The organism is Sphingobacterium sp. NGMCC 1.201703, assembly GCF_047784615.1.
In the GTDB taxonomy this organism is placed as follows: Bacteria; Bacteroidota; Bacteroidia; order Sphingobacteriales; family Sphingobacteriaceae; genus Sphingobacterium.
In genome coordinates, this window is sequence record NZ_JBLOHD010000004.1 from 467,790 (window position 1) to 488,336 (window position 20,547).

Below are 20,547 nucleotides of genomic sequence, written 5' to 3' on the forward strand. Positions count from 1 at the left end.
AAGGAGCGACCAAATGATTGGTCGCTCCTTCAAAAAAATAATTATCGTTATTATCTAGCTTGTGCGGTCGCTAACATACGGTTTACTTCGTCTATCATCGATTTCGCGGCATCATGCATCCGTGGGTTGCCTGCAAAGTCTGCATCTAAAGTGACACGTTTTGATTTATCTTTGTAATTATATTCCAGATAAAAACGGGGCACTTTGGAATTAATGGAATCTTTCTTCCACTCTGGACCGGTCATATCTGTATCCAAATTCCAAAATCCTAGCTCCATTGCCTTACGGTGCAGGTACAATAGATCGTCTTTTGTAAACTTTACGGTATCGGTAATTAAAGAATCTTGTTTGTCCAAATATTTATAGATACGCGTTTTTGAATTGTATTCATTGACCATGTGATTCGGTTCGCCATATTTGAATTCAATTGATTCAAAATCAGCAAAACGGAAGGGCGCATTTTTTATCATATTGCTGTAGTAATAAACACAATACATCAAAAATGGCACAATAATACAAAGGCCTAAAAAAATCTTTTTACTCTTTATTGTCATTTCTATAAAATTTTGACAAAAATAAGGATTTATATAGGGTATAAAAGTTTATGTCAAGATATGACATAAAAGCTACATGGATTTCATCTTGTTAGATCTTTGGAGAACCTGCATCTACAAAAGTTCTGGCATACCAGCTATCCGTAAGATCGGAAATAATAACCCCTTTGCGTGTGGATACATGTACAAATTTATTATTGTGTAAATACACTCCCACATGGTCTATTCCATTTTTACCAAAGGAAAAAAACACCAGGTCACCCTCCTCTAGTTTTTCAGGTTTCTTTCTTTTTACGATACCCTCCATATCTCGGGATGTCCGCGGGAGATTGCCTTTATACACTTCAATATATAGCAGGTTGACAAATCCGGAGCAGTCCACACCACGTTTGGTCTGCCCGCCCATGCGATGTGGTATACCCATCCAGTCATCTATAAAAGAATAAAGCTGCGGGTTTAGTTTTTTGACACTTACATTCAGTAAAGAAGCGTAATTATTAAGACTGGAACCTGAAAAGGTTTTCCCGCGTGCCGAGCTTGCATCGGTCAGCACTGAGCCATTGGCGGAACGGGATCCCGAGGTCATTACTTTTTTCTTCGTTGAACAGCTGCTCAAGAATAGTAGTGCGCTTAAAAAGAAGATAAAATAAGACTTTGCAATCATGCTGTACGATTTACTTTCCTGCAGGACAAACTTAAATAAATTGCCCTTGATATACAACCTATTTACCTCCTTCGTAAAAAACAATTTATTCATTCGCTCTATTTTATTCAAATACGATCAGTAGCAAAAAGATGATTCCATAGATCCGGCAACCATTATTGTTTCACTTTCTTTAAGGTCTCAATAGATACCTCATCAATAGTTCCGGGTTTATCATTTTTCCTTACCAAGAACGTCGGATCGGAAAAAGAATTGTCCAGAAATCGTAACTTTGCCGCCTAATTTATTTGAGAATGGAAAAATTAAAAGGTGCATTAGCCGTCTTTTTAGGTGCGAGCAGTTTTGGGATATTATCAACATTTGTAAAAAAAGCATATGGCCAAGGACTTACTTTGGGAGAGGTAACAGGTATTCAGGTATTATTTGGAATGCTTATGCTTTGGCTTATCTTTATAGCGATCAAGTTATTTTCTGGAAAAACCTTCCAATCTTCAACTAAAAAATCTTCATGGATAAAAATCTTAATCAGCGGCACATCAACAGGGCTGGTGAGCGTCTTATACTATAAATGTGTGCAGCTGGTTCCCGCTTCACTGGCTATTGTTCTGCTGATGCAGTATATATGGATAGGCGTGGTCATTGAGTTTATCTTTTTCAAAGCAAAGCCATCAAAAAATAATCTGATCGGCATCGGCATTGTACTGCTTGCAACATTATTCGCCACAGGTCTCATCGAAAAGGGATTGGAAGATCTCAATTTAACCGGCCTACTATTTGGAATTCTGGCTGCAACGGCTTATTCTGTTTTTATGATCGTGAATGGACGCGTAGGTAATGATTACCATCCGATACAAAAGAGTGCAATCATGGTAACAGGTTCCTGTATTTTGATTTTCACCTTATTTCCACCGACCTACTTATTTAATGGTCAATTTGATGGTAATTTTCTACATTTTGGATTGATACTATCGCTATTTGGCACCGTTATTCCACCATTGCTATTTGCTTATGGTTTGCCAAAAACGGGCTTCTCCTTAGGTGGAATATTAAGTTCCGCGGAATTGCCTGTCGCCACCTGCATGTCCTATTTTATATTACATGAATCCGTTTCGTTTGTACAATGGATCGGTGTCCTTTTGATTTTGGGTACGGTGATCTGGTTAAATGCTGCAAAAAGCAGTTCACACTAATCAAAAATATTTATTTAAAACCTGATGACAGGTTTTCCCTACTCTAATATCTAACGGAAAACCAACAATCGTCTAAGAAGAAGGAAATAAAGCTTTGGATCATGAAAAAGGGGTAATCTTCTGAAAGATTACCCCTTTTTTATCCTATAAAGTTCCTGAAGAACTAATGTGCCAATGTCTCTGGAACTTCTTCTATCTCTACTTCACAGGTATCTGTGACTTCCATAAATTTAACGGGTACAACTTCGTTCACCAATAATGGATCATACAACGTCCGCACCTTGACATAATTTTTGGAGAAACCGTGCATATAACCATCTTTTTCATCTGCTTCGAAGAGGACATCTCCCTGGGCGCCAAGCTGTGATTCATAAAAGGCGCGACGTTTCTTCTCTGAAAGAATATGTAACATCTTACTTCTATCACTACGCTGTGCTCCCGGTACTGCTCCTTCCATTTGAGCTGCAATCGTATTTTCACGCTCAGAATAGGTGAAAACGTGCAGATAGGAAATATCCATATTATTCAGGAAATTATAAGTATCTAAAAAGTCCTCACGTGTTTCACCCGGAAATCCAACAATCACGTCAACACCAATACAACAGTTCGGCATTAAAGACTTGATAAATTCCACTCGCTCGGTATACAGTTCGCGTTTATATCTCCGACGCATCAGACCCAAAATCTTATTGCTTCCGGACTGTAATGGCATATGAAAATGTGGAACAAATCTTTTGGATTGCGCAACAAACTCGATAATATCGTTTGAAAGAAGATTAGGTTCTATAGAAGAAATACGTATCCGATCGATACCTTCAACCTCATCCAGCGCCTTTACTAAATCCAGGAAGCGGTCTTCGCGTTTACCATCGCGGATACCAAAATCCCCGATATTAACACCCGTCAACACAATTTCCTTTACACCCGAAGCCGCAATTTCTTCCGCCTGTTTCACAATCTCTTCAATCTTTCCTGAACGGCTTCCACCACGTGCCAGGGGAATTGTACAGAATGTGCAGGAATAATCACATCCATCCTGAACTTTTAAAAAGGTACGGGTACGATCACCAATGGAATAGGCTGATACAAATTGATTGGTTTCATCAATCGGGCCATTATAAACAATTGTTTTTTCCTGTTTGGTCAAATCATTGATATGTTCAATGATATTAAATTTCTCGGCAGCTCCCAATACCATGTCCACCCCTGGGATCTCTGCGATTTCCTTTGGTTTTAGCTGGGCATAACAACCTACAATGGTAATATAGGCATTCGGAGAGTGCTTTAAAGCTTCCTTGACCACTTTTCTACACTTCTTGTCAGCATTGTCCGTTACAGAACATGTATTGATTACATAGACGTCCGCACGGCTATTGAACGCTGTTGTATCATAGCCCGCTTCCTTAAATAAACGTCCTATGGATGATGTCTCCGAATAATTCAGTTTACATCCAAGTGTATAAAAAGCTACTTTTTTATTCTCCATAATATTTTGCAAAATTACATTTTTTTTCAGTAACCCTTCTTATCATTTTAAGTTTTGACTTTCTCGTTATAAGGATTTTCCTTAGTTTTGACTATCTTGAAAGGTCTTAGGCGCTAGAAGATTTAAAGATTAAGCATTTAATAAATACAACGTACAGATGAAACAATATTTAGATTTACTCAGACATGTATACACGAATGGTGTTGTAAAAACGGATCGTACCGGTACTGGTACCAAGAGTGTCTTTGGGTATCAGATGCGTTTCAATCTTCAGGAAGGATTTCCTTTAGTAACCACAAAGAAGCTGCACCTTAGATCCATCATCCATGAGCTGATCTGGTTTCTGAAAGGCGAAACCAATATCCAGTATTTGAAAGAAAATGGAGTAAGCATCTGGGATGAATGGGCAGATGAGCAGGGCAACTTAGGCCCGGTTTACGGTTCGCAATGGCGCTCGTGGCCAACGCCTGACGGTCGTCATATCGATCAGATCACACAGGTTATCAACCAACTAAAAAACTCGCCGGATTCCCGTCGGATCATCGTATCAGCATGGAATGTCGCCGAGATTGAACATATGGCCTTACCTCCATGTCATGCTTTCTTTCAATTTTATGTAGCACCGGCACAACCTGAAAAAGGGATTATGAAACCCCAATTGTCCTGTCAGCTTTATCAACGTAGCGCTGATATATTTTTAGGCGTACCTTTCAATATTGCTTCTTATGCGCTGTTGACGATGATGGTGGCACAGGTCTGTGATATGGAAGCTGCTGAATTTATTCATACATTGGGCGATGCACATATCTATAGCAATCACTTTGAACAGACAGAACTGCAGTTGAGCCGCGATCCAAAGCCACTGCCTCAAATGAAGATAAACCCCGAGGTGAAAGATATTTTTGATTTCAAATTCGAAGACTTCGAATTGTTAAATTACGAATCACATCCACATATAAAGGCTCCTGTTGCGGTTTAAGAAGGCCTTTAGGAAGCTTTTCCATGCATGATACCACTTTACACAAAATACGACTAATCTACACGACACAAGATGAGTAACCCAACGATCACATTAATCGTAGCTGCTTCGGAAAACAATGCGATCGGCATCAATAACCAGATGCCCTGGCATTTACCCAACGACTTTAAGTATTTTAAAAGAAATACCATTGAACATTCGGTCCTGATGGGCAGAAAAACCTTTGAGTCAATAGGAAAAGCCTTACCCGACCGAAGAAATATCGTCATCACACGTAATGCAGATTTCCAAGGAGCAGATATCGATGTTGCCAACAGCATCCAGGAAGCCCTTTTATATTGCCGCGATGAACGTGAGGTATTTATCATAGGTGGAGCTAATATCTATCAACAAGCCTTACCGCTGGCTAACAAGGTGCTGTTGACCCGTGTACACACAACGATTCAGGGAGATGCGTTTTTTCCTGCATTATCATCGGAAGACTGGGAAATGATTTCTGCGGAACCGCATCAGGCAGATGATAAGCATGCATTCAACTATACCTTTGAGGTGTACAAAAGAAAATAACCATTGTAATGTTAAAATATTTATCTCTTGTTTTCATTATACTAATGTCCAAGACATATGCTCAAAAGATAGATACCGTATACCTGGAAAAATTACTTCAGAGCCGCCCTGATCTGTTCCAGCAAATATTAAATCATCCAACAAAACATGAGGTACAGATCCTGTACACACAAATTGACCGTGATAAATCCAATATTCCGCATTTCCGGTCTTATAGTTATCGGCTGAATCCCAATTGGTACTTCTATCCAGCGAGTACTGTGAAACTGCCAACTGCGATTTTGGCACTGGAAAAAATTAATGACTTACATATTAATGGGCTGACTAAAGATACGCCGCTGCGTATTGATTCTGCTTTTGAAAAACAAACCAAAGTAGCTGTAGATGAGTCAGCGGCCAACGGACTGCCATCTATCGCCCAATATGTAAAAAAGATACTATTGACCAGCGATAATGATGCCCAAAATAGGCTATTCGAATTTATTGGCCGTGCTGAATTAAATGCAAAATTGAAAAAATATAGGACCAAATATAGCCGGATTGTCAACAGGCTTGCTATAGGTGACAAAGGAATCTGGGCCAAGCATACGAATCCCTTCACGTTCTATAAGGATGACCATATTGTCTACCAGCAGAAAGAACAATTTGACCCCAAAGACTATGATATCAAATTAGCCAATACGCTTCAGGGAAAAGGTTACATGAATGATAAAGATGAACTTATCCATGAGCCATGGAGCTTCGAAGGTCTCAATGTGTATGCGCTAGAGGATCAACAACTGGTCCTGAAGAAATTATTATTTCCAGAGGCATTTAAAAGCAAAGACAGGTTTAATTTACAAAAAGAAGATTATAACCTGCTCTACGATTATATGTCCCGCTATCCGTTTGAATCGGATTTCCCAAAATATGATACCACAGAGTTCTGGCCAACCTACAGCAAATTGCTCTTCTATGGTCGCGAAAAAGAGGCAAAGCTAAATCCCAATATCCGTATTTTCAATAAATATGGTGACTCCTACGGCTATAATATAGATAATGCCTATATTGTAGATTTCGAACAGGGTGTTGAATTTCTCCTTGCTGTTGTTGTCCAATCCAATGAAAATGGAATTTACAACGACGGCATTTATGAATACGAGACCGTCACCTATCCATTTTTGAAAAACATCGGCCAGCTTATCTATCAGGAAGAATTAAAAAGAACAAAAAAAATCAAACCTGATTTATCCAAGTTTGATTTCAGAAAATAATACAAAAGGGCTTTCAGATTTTTGAAAGCCCTTTTATATGTCAAAATTGATATTTTTTGTTACCCCGACACTAAGGTAGTTCATTTCTATACATGCGGATGAAATAGAATCAGGAAAACAACCCCCGTCCATTAGCTATTTAGCGGACAACAAAGCACTTTCGATCAATTCGGCATAGAAGTCACCTTCTTTCATACCAAATGCACGTACCTGTTGTGGGATAAAACTTTGTGCTGTCTGCCCCGGAATAGTATTGATCTCAATAAAGTAAAAGTTATCGGTACCATTTTCCAGGAAGAAGTCTACACGTACCATACCTTTACAATTTAACCTAACATAAATTTCTTTCAGAATGCGGGCGGCACGTTCTTGCTGCTCTGTCGTCAGGTCTGCTGGTGTAATTTCTTCTGTCAAACCAGGGATATACTTCGCCTCAAAATCAAAAAATTCACGGGTTGTTCGAACCTCTGTAGCTGGCAATACGACCAATTCTCCTTTTACATTACGGAATATTCCTTCCGAGAATTCCCGCCCCGTTACAAATTCCTCAACAATGACCTGCTTTCCTGTATTCTCAGCATCAAAGGCTTTGTCAATAGCTTCCTGTAGCTGAACGGATTCTTTCACTTTTGTCATCCCTATACTGCTACCACCAGCGTTCGGTTTTACAAAATATGGGAGGGAAAGATTACTTTCTACCGTGCTAAGGGCTTCCCCTCGTTGGGATTCAAATAATAAAACCGATTTGGCCAGATACAATTCAGGAATATCACTTAAGATCGCCTTCGTATAGCCCTTGTTCATCGTCAGAGCTGACGTCAGTGCATCGCATGAAGTATAAGGAATATCCAGCAAATCAAAGTAGCTCTGTAGTCTTCCATCCTCTCCGGGTACGCCATGAACCATAATAAAGGCTAAGTCGAAACTTATTGTTTCTCCATTTAATGGTAATGTAAAGCTTTCGCGCAGGATCGGATGCTGCTGACCATCTTTATCTGTATAAAACCATGCGTCTTTTGATATGGTAATCAAGTACACATCGTATTTGTCATGATCGAGTTGGGAGTTGACAAAGGCAGAACTTTTAAAAGAAACTTCGGCCTCTCCTGTATAACCTCCAGTTATTAATGCTATTTTTGCTTTCATAAATTTTAGCGATTCGAATAGCAAATATAATTTGCTATACACGGAAAAACGAATAATTTTGTGAGGAATAATTTTATTTAACCATTCTGCAAAATTGGCTTCAATATTGCGGTTCTATGCAGAATTCATTTTTATCAAATACAGTAATGTCCAAAGTCGTACAATATCTTCAGACACCCACATTCAGAAAAAATCTCATTGCCGCATTCGTCGCGATAGTCTGCCTATTTCTTGCGGTATATGTCGGGCTGAAAATATATACTAAACATGATGAATCCATTGCAGTTCCGAAAATAAAGGGCCTACATATCAACGCTGCCATCCAGGCACTGGAAGATGCTGGATTGGAATATCAAATTGACTCCGTTTATCAGATGGACGCCAAACCGGGACTCGTGATCGAACAGGATCCCGAGCAGGGATTTCACGTGAAATCTGGTCGAACAATTTATCTGACCATTATCACTCAGGTGGCACCAGAAGTCTCTTTTCCGAATATTAAAGATAAGACCCTGATCGAAGCAACAGCTATTTTAAAAAATCATAATCTTAAAATAGGTGACACTACTTATGTCGCTGATATTGCCCGGGATATTGTGTTAGACGCTCAATTTGCAGGTCAGTCCATTCGAAATGGCCGAATGATCCCGAAAGGCTCTAGGATAGATCTTGTCCTTGGTAATGGCCTCGGGGCGAATGAAGTTGAAATTCCCAACCTGATCGGCCTCCCTTTGAACGAAGCTAAATTTGCGCTTTCTGGTGCCGGACTTGGCTTGGGAACAGTAACCTACGATCCCAACGTAACCGATACCACAACAGCTGTGATCAGTGTTCAATCTCCAGGGGTAGAAAAGGGATTAACGAGCTTGGGGGCAAAAATAGATGTGACACTTTCACTGACAGCACCTTCACCTACAAGCGGTAGCTCTGGGGGGACAACGACTCCAAAGCCACAGGTGAATCCGACACAGTCGACCCCTCCTGCGGCGAAGCCAGTTGCGACGAAGCCAGCTGCTACAACAAAAACGACAACAAATACCCCTCCCGCCAAGTCTTCAAATACAGCACCTGCAGCGGGGCAAAAAAAGGAAAATAAAGCAAATAGTCTAGGCTTCTAAAGCCAGTGTGAAACCTTCATGAGCATAGATCATTTGCATAAATGATGAGTCATATGTCCATGAAGGTTTCATTACAGATCTAAAAAGTAATTCTGATGGAAAATAAAAAAGGAATACCAAGTTGGTTAAAAATTGTTGCATTAATCGTCATTCTTGTAGGGGGGTATTTTGCATGGACATTTTATAAGGCTTTCTTTGCCTCAAACGTTTCTGGAGAGAAAAAATACCTTTACATTCATGAAGGCGCTAAATACGAAGATGTTCTCAAATCGATTCAAGACTCCAGTCTTTTGGATGATATCGCCTCTTTCGAACGTGCAGCACAATATAAAAAGTACGAACAAAGCGTAAAACCGGGCCGCTATCTATTAAGTCCGGGGATGAACAACCGGCGTTTGATCGGCAATCTGATCGGCGGCTACCAGGAACCTGTGAAGTTTAGATTTGCCAATGTCCGACTAAAGGAAAATATGGCTGCGTTATTAGGCAAAAACTTTGAGGCGGATTCTGCACAATTTATTGCGGTACTGAATGATGAAGCCATTGTTCAAAAGTTTGGTTTTACCAAAGAGAACCTGATTTCAATTTTCATTCCTAATACCTACGAAATCTACTGGAATACAAGTCCAGAAAAGGTGATTGCCCGATTTGATGATGAGTGGAAAAAATTCTGGAATGCAGATCGCATTGCTAAGGCAAAAGCACTTAACCTCACTCAACAACAGGTGAGCACATTGGCTTCTATCGTTAAAGGGGAGGCTTTGCACCAGGACGAAATGCCCATGATCGCTGGCTTATATTTAAATCGCCTCAAAAAGGGCATGCTCTTACAGGCTGATCCAACAGTGATTTTTGCGAACAATGATTTTACGATCCGAAGAGTCCTAAATAAACATTTAAGAACAGACAATCCCTACAATACCTACATCTATAGGGGCTTGCCTCCGGGCCCTATTTCGATCCCGAGTATCGCCGCTATTGATGCTGTTCTAAATTTCAAGCAACATGACTACATCTATATGTGTGCAAAGGATGATTTTTCGGGTTATCATAATTTTGCAAAAACAGAAGTAGAACATCTGGTCAATGCGCGAAAATTCCAACAAGCCTTAGACGCCAGAAATATCAAGAAATAATGTTTGTATTTGACCATCAGATCCGCGTCCGCTATGCCGAAACAGACCAAATGGGTTATGTTTATTATGGCAATTATGCTGCCTTTTACGAGATAGCGAGAACTGAAATGCTGAGAAGTACAGGAATATCTTATAAAGAACTGGAAGAAATGGGCGTCATGTTACCTGTCACAGAGATGAAAACAAAGTATTTCAAACCGGGCAAATATGATGATCTGATAACAATCCGGGTAACGATTCGTAAGAAACCGGCGGTACGTATTATTTTCGAATATGAGCTTTTTAACGAAAGTGGCGAACTGCTTAATCAGGGCGAGACAACATTGGTGTTTGTTAATATGGAAAAGAACAAACCTTGCATGCCGCCCCAGATCTTCCAGGATAAGATGAGTAAATATTTTAATTGATATGGGGAAATTCCACCAATGGCTATTAAATTTTGAACCTTATTTTAGACTAATCGAATGGAGCAAAGGGGTTGTGTTGCCCGGCTTTGGTTCGCTTCCCCTTTACACGGTGGCCGTATTCTTCTTTCAGGAACTCTCCAGGGACTCAATCGTCAGTAAGGCCTCCTCATTATCGTATAGCTTTTTGTTGGCCATATTTCCCGGCATCATCTTTCTATTTACATTAATTCCCTATATTCCGATCAACAACTTTCAGGAACAATTACTGGATTTTTTAGCGGTGGTGATTCCAAAAAATGCGTTCCTTGTCGTCGAAACTACCCTAGAAGATATCATTAAAAACCAGAACGGGGGGCTCCTTTCCTTCGGTTTTCTTTTCGCAGCCTATTTTGCGACGAATGGTATGGCATCCTTAATGAATGCATTCAATAAAGCTTCCTTAATGACGGAAAAAAGACCTTGGGTAAAAAAAAGACTCATTGCGCTAACATTAGCTTTTCTGATTATTTTTGCCCTCACCGTTGGGATGACCGTATTTACCATCGCGGGTGTAACAATAGACTATCTTAAAGAAACTACAGGTATTAAATCCAGCATGTGGGCGACCTTGTTAAAGCTTGCACGATGGATTATTATCTTTGCTATTTATTTCTTTACGGTAAGCTGCATCTATAAGTTTGGTCCTTCTACATCTAATAAATGGAAATTGTTTAGCCCGGGCGCATCCATGGCTACGATTTTAGCTATTTTGACCTTCTCGATTTTCACGTTCTATATTAATCATTTCGGTGCATACAATAAATTATATGGATCGATCGGAACGCTGATCGTCATTATGCTATGGATCTACCTCAATACGCTGATACTATTGTTGGGCTATGAGTTGAATGCAGCAATAGCATTGTCCAAACAGACCATCGTAATTGCCAAGCCTCGGATCTTCAACTCATTTAAAAAAAACAACGAATAGGCTGTACCTGTGTTTTAAGGGCGATTTTTTGACAAATAGAACGTGCTTATGGGGTTCAGCTCGCTCGCGGGTCAATGAAAAACGTATTCTGCCCTCCGCAGCCAAGATATTCGACAGCAAGCTATAACTGAAAGTCCTTCAATAAAATAAGAAAAATAAAATTTTGCATTAAAAGTTTTTTTGTACCTTTGCAACTCCTACAACGTAGGAAAAAGGAGAAAATTAATTAATGGCAAAAAAACAAGAAGCAGAAAAAGAATTAGCAGCGAAAAACGCAGAGCTACAAGGTGCTGACACTAAAGTAGTGAAAGACACTGAAAAAATTGAATCAGAAGCTGATTCAAACTTAATCGACGAAATCAAATCAAACACTTGGATCACACCAGAAGGTGAATTTGACTGGGATGCAAATGACAAAGGTTTCGGAAATTATAGCGATGCTGAACGCGCTAAACTTGAAGCACAATACGCTGATACTTTCAACCAAGTTAACCAAGGTGAAATTATCGAAGGTACTGTCGTTTCTATCAACAACAAAGACGTTGTCTTAAATGTTGGTTTCAAATCTGACGGTTTAGTTTCTTTATCCGAATTCCGCGACTTACCAGAATTAAAAATTGGTGACAAAGTTGACGTATTCGTTGAATCTCAAGAAGATGCTAACGGTCAATTAGTACTTTCTCGTAAACGTGCTAAAACTCAAAAATCTTGGGAAGCTATCAATGAGGCATTGGAAAATGATGCAATCATTACTGGTTTCGTTAAGAGCCGTACTAAAGGTGGTCTTATCGTTGACATCAAAGGTGTTGAAGCATTCTTACCTGGATCTCAAATCGATATCAAACCTATCCGTGACTACGATGTGTACGTAGGTAAAACAATGGAATTCAAAGTTGTTAAAATCAACCACGAGTTCAAAAACGTTGTCGTATCACACAAAGTGTTAATTGAAAACGACTTAGAGAACCAAAAATCTGAGATCGTTGCTAAATTAGAAAAAGGTCAAGTATTAGAAGGAACTGTTAAAAATATCACTGACTTCGGTGTATTCATCGACTTAGGTGGTGTTGACGGTTTGTTGCATATCACAGATATCTCTTGGGGCCGTATCGAGCATCCAAAAGAAGTTTTATCTCTAGATCAAACAATCAACGTTGTTGTATTAGACTTTGATGACGAGAAAAAACGTATCGCTTTGGGCTTGAAACAATTATCTGAGCACCCTTGGGAATCTTTAGATACAGCATTAGAAGTTGGTTCTAAAGTGAAAGGTAAAATCGTAACAGTTGCTGATTACGGTGCTTTCTTAGAAATCATCCCAGGTGTTGAAGGTTTGATCCACGTTTCTGAAATGTCTTGGTCTCAAAACTTACGTTCTCCACAAGAGTTCTTAAAAGTTGGTGACGAGATCGAAGCACAGATCTTAACTTTAGATCGTGACGAGCGCAAAATGAGCTTAGGTATCAAACAATTGACTCCAGATCCTTGGAAAAACATCACTGAGCGTTACCCTGTAGGCTCTAAACAAACAGCTGTTGTTAAAAACATGACTAACTTCGGTGTATTTGTTGAGTTAGAAGAAGGTATCGACGGTTTGATCCACATCTCTGATCTTTCTTGGTCTAAAAAAATCAACCACCCTAACGAATTCACTAAAGTTGGTGAAACATTAGACGTAGTTGTATTAGAATTAGATGAAGAAAACCGTAAATTATCTTTAGGTCACAAACAATTGGAAGAAAACCCTTGGGATACTTTCGAGACAATCTTCACTGAAGGTTCTATCCACGAAGGTACTGTGATCAAAGTTGGTGACAAAGGTGATATCGTTGCGCTACAATACGGTGTTGAAGGTTTCTGTCCTTCTAAACACTCTGTTAAAGAAGACGGTTCTTCATTGAAAGTTGATGAAGTTACTTCATTCAAAATCATCGAGTTCAACAAAGAGAACAAACGTTTGGTAATTTCTCACTCTCGCATCTGGGAAGAAGAGAAAGAAGAAGCTCGTAAAGAAGAGTCTAACAACCGTAAAAAAGACGCTAAAGCTGAGTCTTCAGCTGTTAAAAAAGTAAAAGATTCTGTTGAAAAATCTACTTTAGGTGACTTAGACGTGTTAGCTCAATTGAAAGAGCAAATGGAAAATGACAAAAACGCTAAGTAATTAGTATTTTCAATCCATAAAAAGCGGCTGTTCCAAAAGGACAGCCGCTTTGTTTTTAAAGGTCTGCTTTGTAATTTTGTATACATAAGAATAATTGTTATGTCATTCAGATCAGCCTTAATTAATCCATCCGAACTTCAGGATACATTGACAAAAGACGGCAATGTGATCCTACTAGACTGTACCATCGATAAAGTCGGCCAATCCTTAAAAGATTCAAAATTAGAATTACTTCCAAATTCATTATTTTTTGATATCGAGGGAAAGTTTTCTGACCACACAGCTAAATTACCACATACGCTAGTATCAGAACAGGTGTTTGAAACTGAAGCCCAAGCTCTGGGTATTGATCAGGACAGCATCGTAGTTTTATATGATAGATGGGGGGTATATTCCAGCCCGCGTGCTTGGTGGATGTTTAAGGTGATGGGGTTTGATCAGGTGTATATTCTAGATGGAGGAGTGCCCGCCTGGAAAAAAAACAAATTTGAACTAGCAGATAATTATAGGCAGCAGCGCAATAACGGAAACTTTAAAGCACATTTTCAGAAAAGCCTGTATGCTGACAAGGAGTATATTCTGGCACACTATAAGTCCTCAGATATAAGCATTTTCGATGCCAGAAGTAAAGGAAGATTTATTGGCTTAGTTGCTGAGCCCCGAAAAGGACTGAACGGCGGGCATATCCCCCACTCTAAAAATTTGCCTTTCGAGGAATTGCTTGACGGTATTTACTATAAACCAGTTGACCAACTCAAGCAGCATTTTGATCAATTCAAAACAGGAAAGGAATATGTATTTTCCTGTGGTTCGGGAGTGACAGCCTCTATCCTAGCCTTTGCATCCTATATTTCAGGTCACGCAGACATACGTGTATACGATGGATCCTGGTCTGAATGGGGCCGTGAAGAACTTAATCTTCCCATAGAAAAGTAATCAAAATACCGTATTCCAGGAATAGAGCTTATCCTCCAAACGAATTACTTCGGCATCCAGTAGTTCCCGGATAACCTCTATTCTTCTTTTTTCAGTTCCAAGGGTTAAACTATCAACAAGATCGTGAAGATTTTTAGATGTGGCAAGTAAGCTGTTCTTTATCTCTTCCTTGATTTGAGCTCGTTGGTTTTCTTTGTGTATACGTATTAAACAAAGATCACATACCTGGCAAAAACCAGCATTCTTTTCTCCAAAATAAAGTAATAATGACTGACTACGGCAATTTGCTTGTTCCAAATAATTTATCATTCCATTGACCTGCTCCTCTTTCACCTGATGACGATCCCGGATGAAAATATGATCGATATGCAGATGTTTGTAATCAACTCGATTTTGCAAAAAAGTCAACTGCGGAGCGTCCGTAGAAGGGAGATAACTAGCTATTTCCAATGCTTCCAGCGATTTGAGAAGCTCTACTACCCGACCGTATGGAACGCCAAGTTTATTTGCAAATTCATATTCGTTAATTAGGATATAGTTGTCAAAAACGCCGCCATAGGTACGTAAAATTGCTTTGATCAATTTATCATATTTGACATATTGCACCTGAATCTTGTACAACTCTGTGCTGTCAATTTCAAATTTGAAACGTGAAGGTATCGTCACTGCTTCTGACAATGTCAACCAGCCATCGCGTTCTAGAAATTTCAATGCATTCATTACCGGCACCAAAGGCAATTGATATTTTTTAGCAAAGGTAACGACATCAAAATCCACCGTAAGCCCTTCACCAGCACCATACGGAATCTGGAAATGATTACATAAATAATGGTAAGTCTGCTGTATGAAAGGAACATCTGGAAAACTAGCCTCCAATGTATCAACAAGTTTTCTTTCATCGTTCTTTTGATAAAGAATAACCGGATAAGCTTTTTTACCATCACGTCCTGCCCTACCGGCTTCCTGATAATACGCTTCCAGCGAATCAGGTAGGTCCAGGTGAATGACAAAGCGAACATCGGGTTTATCGATTCCCATACCAAAAGCATTTGTAGCAACAATTACACGTACAGCATTCGACATCCATTCATCCTGCTTACGATCCCGCTCCTGCCCCGGTAATCCCGCATGATAATAGTCAGATGCAATTCCATTGTTGATCAAAATACGGGCTATTTCCTGCGTCTCTCTTCGATTTCGAACATATACGATACCTGACCCGCCTAGTTTATGAATAATACGCAGCATCCGGCCCATTTTGTCCTCTTCCTCAATCGCCATATAAGCCAAGTTGTCCCGAAGAAAACTTTTGACAAATACATTTTGCTTTGGAAAATTGAGTTTCTGTTGTATATCGGCAATAACCCGTTCGGTCGCTGTTGCGGTCAGTGCCAAAAATGGTACTTTAGGGTGAAGCTCTTTCAGTTTGGCCAGCTCCAAATAGGGCGGTCTAAAATCATATCCCCATTGCGAAATACAATGCGCTTCATCTATGGCAAACAGATTAACATTCATAAACCGGATCCGCTCTCTAACAAGATCACTATACAAACGTTCCGGGGAAAGGTAAAGAAACTTTATCTTTCCATAGACACAATTATCTAAAGTGATATCCACTTCTCTTTTTTTCATCCCCGAATAAATAGCGACAGCCTGGATACCATTTTTCTTCAGATGTTCCACCTGATCCTTCATTAACGCAATCAGGGGTGTCACAACAATGCAGATGCCCTCCATCATCAATGCCGGCACCTGAAAACAGATGGATTTCCCCCCTCCTGTCGGTAGTAAAGCAAGTGTATCTTTACCAGAAATTACTGACTGAATAATTTCTTCCTGCAATGGCCGAAAGGATTCAAACCCCCAATATTGTCTTAAGATTGATATGCTATCTAAAGTCATAAGCTCTCCTTATCCCAAACATACGCAAAATTATCTTTTATGATATAATTCTTTATCCTTAGACTGTCGAGTATGACCTTTGCGCGGAGTGATTTCTTCAAAGAATTGGAGCCATCGAGAATAACCTGTTTGGGTGAAATAAGGGATACTGCAGCAGCTAATTTTTGAATGGCATTTTTTCTGACAATCAGTAGATCTGCGGTTGGTAATACCTCTTCAAAATGTTCCATAATGATTACCTTTCCTATTGGCAACGCGATCAAATAATTCACTCTTTTCCCTGCATTTCCCAATGGAATAAATTGAACATTATCCTCAGCGGTCAACACCTGGATTTCGCGGCCGCAAGCATATTGCAGGGCTTTATGATTCAAGGAATCAAAAGTACTGTAAATAACAGCCTGTTGATGCTTGAAATAAGCCATGGTCAACTCATTTCTCGTATTATATACCCGAAATCGCTCAATATTCCTTTCGATAACCCGACCGTGGATAGCTATTATCAGCATCCCAGCGACACAAAAGAATCCTAAATAGTGATACTTATTGTCCTTCCATTGATAGGCATATAAAAAGGAAAAAATAGCAGCATAGGAAAGAAAAAGTAGGCCCTTATCAATGATATTGATTTTGATCGTTGAAAAGGCAAGACTATCAACAAATTGCAGACAATAAAGCATAAATCCGATTAAATTTCCCAAAAGTATTCCCAGGATCTCATTGAGCCAATCCAAAGGATTGACCGTCATTACAAAGCCTAGATACATAGCTAATGTTGAAGGGAAATCGACGAGTAAATTTGCCAGTAAAAAATAGGTGGGAAACTGGCCAAAATAATAGAGGGTCAGTGGTGTCGTTAAGATCTGCGCAGCGATGGAGATACTCACTGCGTCCCTAAAAAAACGCATCAACGGCTTTTTTACCACAATAATTTTTTCAAAAATGGGCAAAAACAATATCATGCCTAAAACCGCCAAAAAGGAGAGCTGAAACCCAACATCCCTAAGCGCTCTGGGAGAGCAGAGCAAAATAATAGTTGCAGCTGTTACCAAAGCATTGAGTGATGAGCTATTTCGTTTAAAGTACTGCGCAGATAAAACAAAACTGATCATAATAGCCGAACGCACAATAGGCGGCCCCAGCCCAGCAATAAAAGCATATAGCCAAATAACGGAAAATGTTATTACAAAAGGTAACCAGGGCAACATTGAAGGCAGCGGCACAAACCTGAAAACCAATGACAAAAAACCAAAGAGTACAGCTACGTGCATTCCAGAAACGCTCAATACATGTATGGTACCCGTGTTTGTAAATGCTCTTAGGATTTCCTCATCAATATCGCTACGAAAACCATATAACAAAGCAGCTGCAATGGAAAAGTATTCCTCATTCTGGAAGTAAGGCTGTAGTTTTCGTAAAAAATATCCACGTGTTTCCAGCGCCTTACCTCTCATATCATTGGATTGTGAAACTCCTTTTGCAATTACCGTATAGTTATCCGTATGCAAGAAAATTTGATGGTAGATATCAGCTCGTTCCAGGTACCCTCTATAGTCAAACTCCAATGGATTCAATGGCGGGGCGACACGGGCCATACTGCCCTTTACCCAGAGCCGATCGCCATATTGAAACTGGATTTTCAATTTCGATTTTATTGAAACCATGATCTTGCCCGTAGTCTGAACAAAAGTTCCGTGCTTATAACCGCCAATTACCTCAGCTTCGAATCGGACGATATCGGCCTTTGTTTTAGGTTCATCGATAATATCGACAACATAGCTATCCAGCTGAAAATGCGAAAAATGATCTTTGACAAACAATGGGTCGCTACGCCAAAATTGCCATATGCCAAATAGCAGGACCAGCACATAATATCCGAAAAGATAGCCATATCTAAATCCTGTTTTTCTGAGCAAATAGCAACAAAGAGTTAGCCCCACGAATAGGAATAAGCTATATTCCAGGTATTGAAACCATTTGGGGGAGAATTTTAGCAGCGGTGCTAAAAAGAGCCCGATAACGTAAACAGAGGTAATCTTTAATATCGGAATTCGCTCCAGCTTTTGATAAAAGGTTAATTCTTTCATAGTTGCCATCTCAACTGTAGCTTAATTTCGGACTTTCTGTTACCGCTGATCTCCTCCAAACCAGAACCTATTGTGTCTTTATCCGGATAATAATAAACCCCATACTTTGCCCATATATCGAGATTAGGATTTATTTTATATCTCAAATTCACATATGCACGCCATCCTTTCGTATGATACATTCCAAATCCTGAAGCATATAACACATCATTCTCATAGGCATAAAACCTATTGTCATATGAATCGGTCTGAAAGTAGGCTATCCGGGTATTTAGCTGAATCTTATTGATGTCGGGCTTCCAAAAAACATCCTGATAAAATAGATAGCCCAAGCTATTGTCCTCATATTCCCTCTTGAACAGGTTCGCTTCAGCGCGGGACCGAATCGTCCAGATAGCATTCAACTTATATTGAAATTCTATGCGTAACTGCTGCTTTGAACTATTTACCAGTCCTGATTCAGTTTGTCCCTGCCCAATATAATTCGTCTGCTTTAATCGATTTCTATACCTTAAAATGAGTTGTCCTTTCTTATACCAGATATAACTGAGCTGGCTAAAAAAATCTGCTCCCACAGATCCGGTATCCGCTTGGTATTTAGCTTCCGGAAACCGAAAGATATCCATGTAACTGGACCAAACTAATTTTCTTGCCAATTGATAGGTAAGTCCTGCATACATCCCCTCTTCATTTGCGGTATTGCCTGATTCCCCAAAACCCTGCCCGTAAAAAGTATGATAGTTTTTTCTATAGTTCCGGACGAGAACAACAGTAGAGAGTCTTGGATGTAAACTAACGATTGATCCCAATAATATAGCCGATCCCCCGTCTAAACTATTGGCATACTCTCCAAAGAGATGGGCGTTTCGGAACGTATAATTTGTATACAGGCTTATATTCTGCAACACATCACCTTCAAAATCATACTGCTGCCTTTTGGCCGCTCCCCGGAGCCTAATCGCATCCAATTGGGATTGATTGACATGAATCCCAATCTTGAAACGATTATATCGCCACAGAACATTCAGTCCATAGGTCATTTGATGCGCAGCATTTCTGTAGCGCTGTTCTGTTGCTGTTCGATGCAGGCCTGACTGCGCAATCGTCTTAATTACCCTCGTTCCTGCTGAATCATCGACTACATTGGCATCAATGGGTCGGTAAGAAAAATAGGGAGTGACCTCAAATCGCTGCAGCTGCAAGGTTCCTGTGATACCACGCATAAAATTAACCTCGTTTAAAGAAGTGTATTGTTTTACACCAATGCCCTGTCGGGCAGTATTCTGTACCAGCCCGCCCTTGCCGAAGCTTAAACCATTCCACATACTGAGCCCCTGGCCGAACTGCAATGCATAATCCCCAACGACGAGATTGCGAATAGGACCAATCGATTTAACGAATAGGCTTATTCCATAAAAATCAAATCCTAATTTTTGCTTATCCCTAAAAAATGGCTCACCGGCATCCTTTTCCATATTAATTGCTAGGCGGATTTCATCTTTTAGATTAGCCCGGTATCGAATAGCAAATCGATTGGGATCTCCCAAGTACCGAGATCTTGTCGTATCTGTAATCTGGTACCCTTTTGTTAGCTCCAGGGGCCGGCCATAACGCAATATAAATTCGTGGGATACATCTTTGAATTTGTTTCCTGTAAGTGGACTAGCTTCTCCGACCTTAACGAAAGGTAGCAATAAGGATACGAGCCGTGTATTAAAACCGGCTATGGACTGAATCTCTAAGGCATTTATAAAGTTACCAGAAACCTGACGGTGTTCGATCAACCGCTGTATCAACAGCGGATCTATAAATTGTAATTCGATTAATTCCATCCCATCTGTCTTGTTCAGATCGATGGGGTGTTTGAGATAATACTGCCATTTTTCACTTAATTCACTTAAATCAGTGTCTTCGGGCAATTCCTCCGATAAACTTTCAAATAATTCTTCGAGGTTGATTTTTTCATTTGTTTGCGCCATACAGGTTATCCC

17 protein-coding genes are annotated in these 20,547 nt (G+C 39.8%); 10 read left to right on the forward strand and 7 right to left on the reverse strand.

What is annotated here, in order from left to right; translation table 11 throughout:
* Positions 1-50: 50 nt before the first annotated feature.
* Complete coding sequence (locus ACK8HY_RS10350; protein ID WP_077438663.1) at positions 51-470, reverse strand: hypothetical protein; 420 nt, start codon at positions 468-470, stop codon at positions 51-53.
* Positions 471-645: 175 nt separating this feature from the next.
* A complete protein-coding gene (locus tag ACK8HY_RS10355; protein WP_416133595.1) occupies positions 646-1,311 on the reverse strand; it encodes a C40 family peptidase in 666 nt (221 codons plus the stop codon).
* A gap of 200 nt (positions 1,312-1,511) precedes the next feature.
* Between ACK8HY_RS10355 and ACK8HY_RS10360 the strand changes: the two genes are divergently transcribed.
* Positions 1,512-2,408 carry an EamA family transporter gene (locus tag ACK8HY_RS10360; protein ID WP_416133596.1) on the forward strand — a complete coding sequence of 299 codons (897 nt, stop codon included), beginning with the start codon at positions 1,512-1,514 and terminating at the stop codon, positions 2,406-2,408.
* 163 nt (positions 2,409-2,571) lie between these two features.
* Here the strand turns inward: ACK8HY_RS10360 and mtaB are convergent, their stop codons facing one another.
* On the reverse strand, positions 2,572-3,894 hold the full coding sequence (gene mtaB / locus ACK8HY_RS10365) for a tRNA (N(6)-L-threonylcarbamoyladenosine(37)-C(2))-methylthiotransferase MtaB (RefSeq protein ID WP_416133597.1): 1,323 nt from the start codon (positions 3,892-3,894) through the stop codon (positions 2,572-2,574).
* A gap of 157 nt (positions 3,895-4,051) precedes the next feature.
* Between mtaB and ACK8HY_RS10370 the strand changes: the two genes are divergently transcribed.
* The 3 genes from ACK8HY_RS10370 to ACK8HY_RS10380 all read left to right on the forward strand — a co-directional run bounded on the left by ACK8HY_RS10370 (position 4,052) and on the right by ACK8HY_RS10380 (position 6,693).
* Positions 4,052-4,873: a thymidylate synthase gene (locus tag ACK8HY_RS10370; protein ID WP_077438538.1), complete on the forward strand. Its 822-nt coding sequence runs from the start codon at positions 4,052-4,054 to the stop codon at positions 4,871-4,873.
* 72 nt (positions 4,874-4,945) lie between these two features.
* Positions 4,946-5,440, forward strand: coding sequence for a dihydrofolate reductase (locus ACK8HY_RS10375; protein WP_416133598.1), 495 nt, complete (start codon positions 4,946-4,948; stop codon positions 5,438-5,440).
* A 44-nt stretch (positions 5,441-5,484) separates the two neighbouring features.
* The gene (locus tag ACK8HY_RS10380) at positions 5,485-6,693 is read left to right on the forward strand and encodes a serine hydrolase (RefSeq protein ID WP_416133599.1); all 1,209 of its coding nucleotides are present in this window, start codon (positions 5,485-5,487) and stop codon (positions 6,691-6,693) included.
* 135 nt (positions 6,694-6,828) lie between these two features.
* Here ACK8HY_RS10380 and ACK8HY_RS10385 read toward each other — a convergent pair whose 3' ends face one another.
* On the reverse strand, positions 6,829-7,839 hold the full coding sequence (locus ACK8HY_RS10385; RefSeq protein WP_416133600.1) for a D-alanine--D-alanine ligase: 1,011 nt from the start codon (positions 7,837-7,839) through the stop codon (positions 6,829-6,831).
* A gap of 116 nt (positions 7,840-7,955) precedes the next feature.
* On the opposite strand from ACK8HY_RS10385, the gene ACK8HY_RS10390 reads away from it, so the two are divergent.
* From ACK8HY_RS10390 to ACK8HY_RS10415, 6 genes are all read left to right on the forward strand, one after another.
* Complete coding sequence (locus tag ACK8HY_RS10390) at positions 7,956-8,957, forward strand: PASTA domain-containing protein (RefSeq protein WP_416133601.1); 1,002 nt, start codon at positions 7,956-7,958, stop codon at positions 8,955-8,957.
* 95 nt (positions 8,958-9,052) lie between these two features.
* Positions 9,053-10,093, forward strand: coding sequence for an endolytic transglycosylase MltG (gene mltG, locus ACK8HY_RS10395; RefSeq protein ID WP_416133602.1), 1,041 nt, complete (start codon positions 9,053-9,055; stop codon positions 10,091-10,093).
* On the forward strand, positions 10,093-10,500 hold the full coding sequence (locus tag ACK8HY_RS10400) for an acyl-CoA thioesterase (protein ID WP_077438532.1): 408 nt from the start codon (positions 10,093-10,095) through the stop codon (positions 10,498-10,500). Before mltG ends, ACK8HY_RS10400 begins: the two co-directional genes overlap by 1 nt.
* 1 nt (position 10,501) lies before the next feature.
* The gene (locus ACK8HY_RS10405; RefSeq protein ID WP_077438531.1) at positions 10,502-11,470 is read left to right on the forward strand and encodes a YihY/virulence factor BrkB family protein; all 969 of its coding nucleotides are present in this window, start codon (positions 10,502-10,504) and stop codon (positions 11,468-11,470) included.
* A gap of 229 nt (positions 11,471-11,699) precedes the next feature.
* The gene (gene rpsA, locus ACK8HY_RS10410) at positions 11,700-13,631 is read left to right on the forward strand and encodes a 30S ribosomal protein S1 (RefSeq protein ID WP_077438530.1); all 1,932 of its coding nucleotides are present in this window, start codon (positions 11,700-11,702) and stop codon (positions 13,629-13,631) included.
* A 99-nt stretch (positions 13,632-13,730) separates the two neighbouring features.
* Positions 13,731-14,567 (forward strand): sulfurtransferase, encoded by an 837-nt coding sequence (locus tag ACK8HY_RS10415; RefSeq protein ID WP_416133603.1) that lies wholly within the window; start codon positions 13,731-13,733, stop codon positions 14,565-14,567.
* Here the strand turns inward: ACK8HY_RS10415 and ACK8HY_RS10420 are convergent, their stop codons facing one another.
* Genes ACK8HY_RS10420 through ACK8HY_RS10430 form a run of 3 tightly spaced genes read right to left on the reverse strand, consistent with a single transcriptional unit; the run spans position 14,568 to position 20,535 of the window.
* A complete protein-coding gene (locus tag ACK8HY_RS10420; RefSeq protein WP_416133604.1) occupies positions 14,568-16,469 on the reverse strand; it encodes an ATP-dependent DNA helicase RecQ in 1,902 nt (633 codons plus the stop codon).
* On the reverse strand, positions 16,466-18,556 hold the full coding sequence (locus ACK8HY_RS10425) for a ComEC/Rec2 family competence protein (RefSeq protein ID WP_416133605.1): 2,091 nt from the start codon (positions 18,554-18,556) through the stop codon (positions 16,466-16,468). The genes ACK8HY_RS10420 and ACK8HY_RS10425 overlap by 4 nt, the downstream gene beginning before the upstream one ends.
* A complete protein-coding gene (locus ACK8HY_RS10430) occupies positions 18,553-20,535 on the reverse strand; it encodes a ComEA family DNA-binding protein (protein WP_416133606.1) in 1,983 nt (660 codons plus the stop codon). Before ACK8HY_RS10430 ends, ACK8HY_RS10425 begins: the two co-directional genes overlap by 4 nt.
* Positions 20,536-20,547 lie beyond the last annotated feature (12 nt).

Bases quoted from the DNA above. Each gene is read 5' to 3' on its own strand.
- ACK8HY_RS10350 (WP_077438663.1), bottom strand. From the start codon at position 470: ATGATAAAAAATGCGCCCTTCCGTTTTGCTGATTTTGAATCAATTGAA.
- ACK8HY_RS10355 (WP_416133595.1), bottom strand. From the start codon at position 1,311: ATGAATAAATTGTTTTTTACGAAGGAGGTAAATAGGTTGTATATCAAG.
- ACK8HY_RS10360 (WP_416133596.1), top strand. From the start codon at position 1,512: ATGGAAAAATTAAAAGGTGCATTAGCCGTCTTTTTAGGTGCGAGCAGT.
- mtaB (WP_416133597.1), bottom strand. From the start codon at position 3,894: ATGGAGAATAAAAAAGTAGCTTTTTATACACTTGGATGTAAACTGAAT.
- ACK8HY_RS10370 (WP_077438538.1), top strand. From the start codon at position 4,052: ATGAAACAATATTTAGATTTACTCAGACATGTATACACGAATGGTGTT.
- ACK8HY_RS10375 (WP_416133598.1), top strand. From the start codon at position 4,946: ATGAGTAACCCAACGATCACATTAATCGTAGCTGCTTCGGAAAACAAT.
- ACK8HY_RS10380 (WP_416133599.1), top strand. From the start codon at position 5,485: ATGTCCAAGACATATGCTCAAAAGATAGATACCGTATACCTGGAAAAA.
- ACK8HY_RS10385 (WP_416133600.1), bottom strand. From the start codon at position 7,839: ATGAAAGCAAAAATAGCATTAATAACTGGAGGTTATACAGGAGAGGCC.
- ACK8HY_RS10390 (WP_416133601.1), top strand. From the start codon at position 7,956: ATGCAGAATTCATTTTTATCAAATACAGTAATGTCCAAAGTCGTACAA.
- mltG (WP_416133602.1), top strand. From the start codon at position 9,053: ATGGAAAATAAAAAAGGAATACCAAGTTGGTTAAAAATTGTTGCATTA.
- ACK8HY_RS10400 (WP_077438532.1), top strand. From the start codon at position 10,093: ATGTTTGTATTTGACCATCAGATCCGCGTCCGCTATGCCGAAACAGAC.
- ACK8HY_RS10405 (WP_077438531.1), top strand. From the start codon at position 10,502: ATGGGGAAATTCCACCAATGGCTATTAAATTTTGAACCTTATTTTAGA.
- rpsA (WP_077438530.1), top strand. From the start codon at position 11,700: ATGGCAAAAAAACAAGAAGCAGAAAAAGAATTAGCAGCGAAAAACGCA.
- ACK8HY_RS10415 (WP_416133603.1), top strand. From the start codon at position 13,731: ATGTCATTCAGATCAGCCTTAATTAATCCATCCGAACTTCAGGATACA.
- ACK8HY_RS10420 (WP_416133604.1), bottom strand. From the start codon at position 16,469: ATGACTTTAGATAGCATATCAATCTTAAGACAATATTGGGGGTTTGAA.
- ACK8HY_RS10425 (WP_416133605.1), bottom strand. From the start codon at position 18,556: ATGAAAGAATTAACCTTTTATCAAAAGCTGGAGCGAATTCCGATATTA.
- ACK8HY_RS10430 (WP_416133606.1), bottom strand. From the start codon at position 20,535: ATGGCGCAAACAAATGAAAAAATCAACCTCGAAGAATTATTTGAAAGT.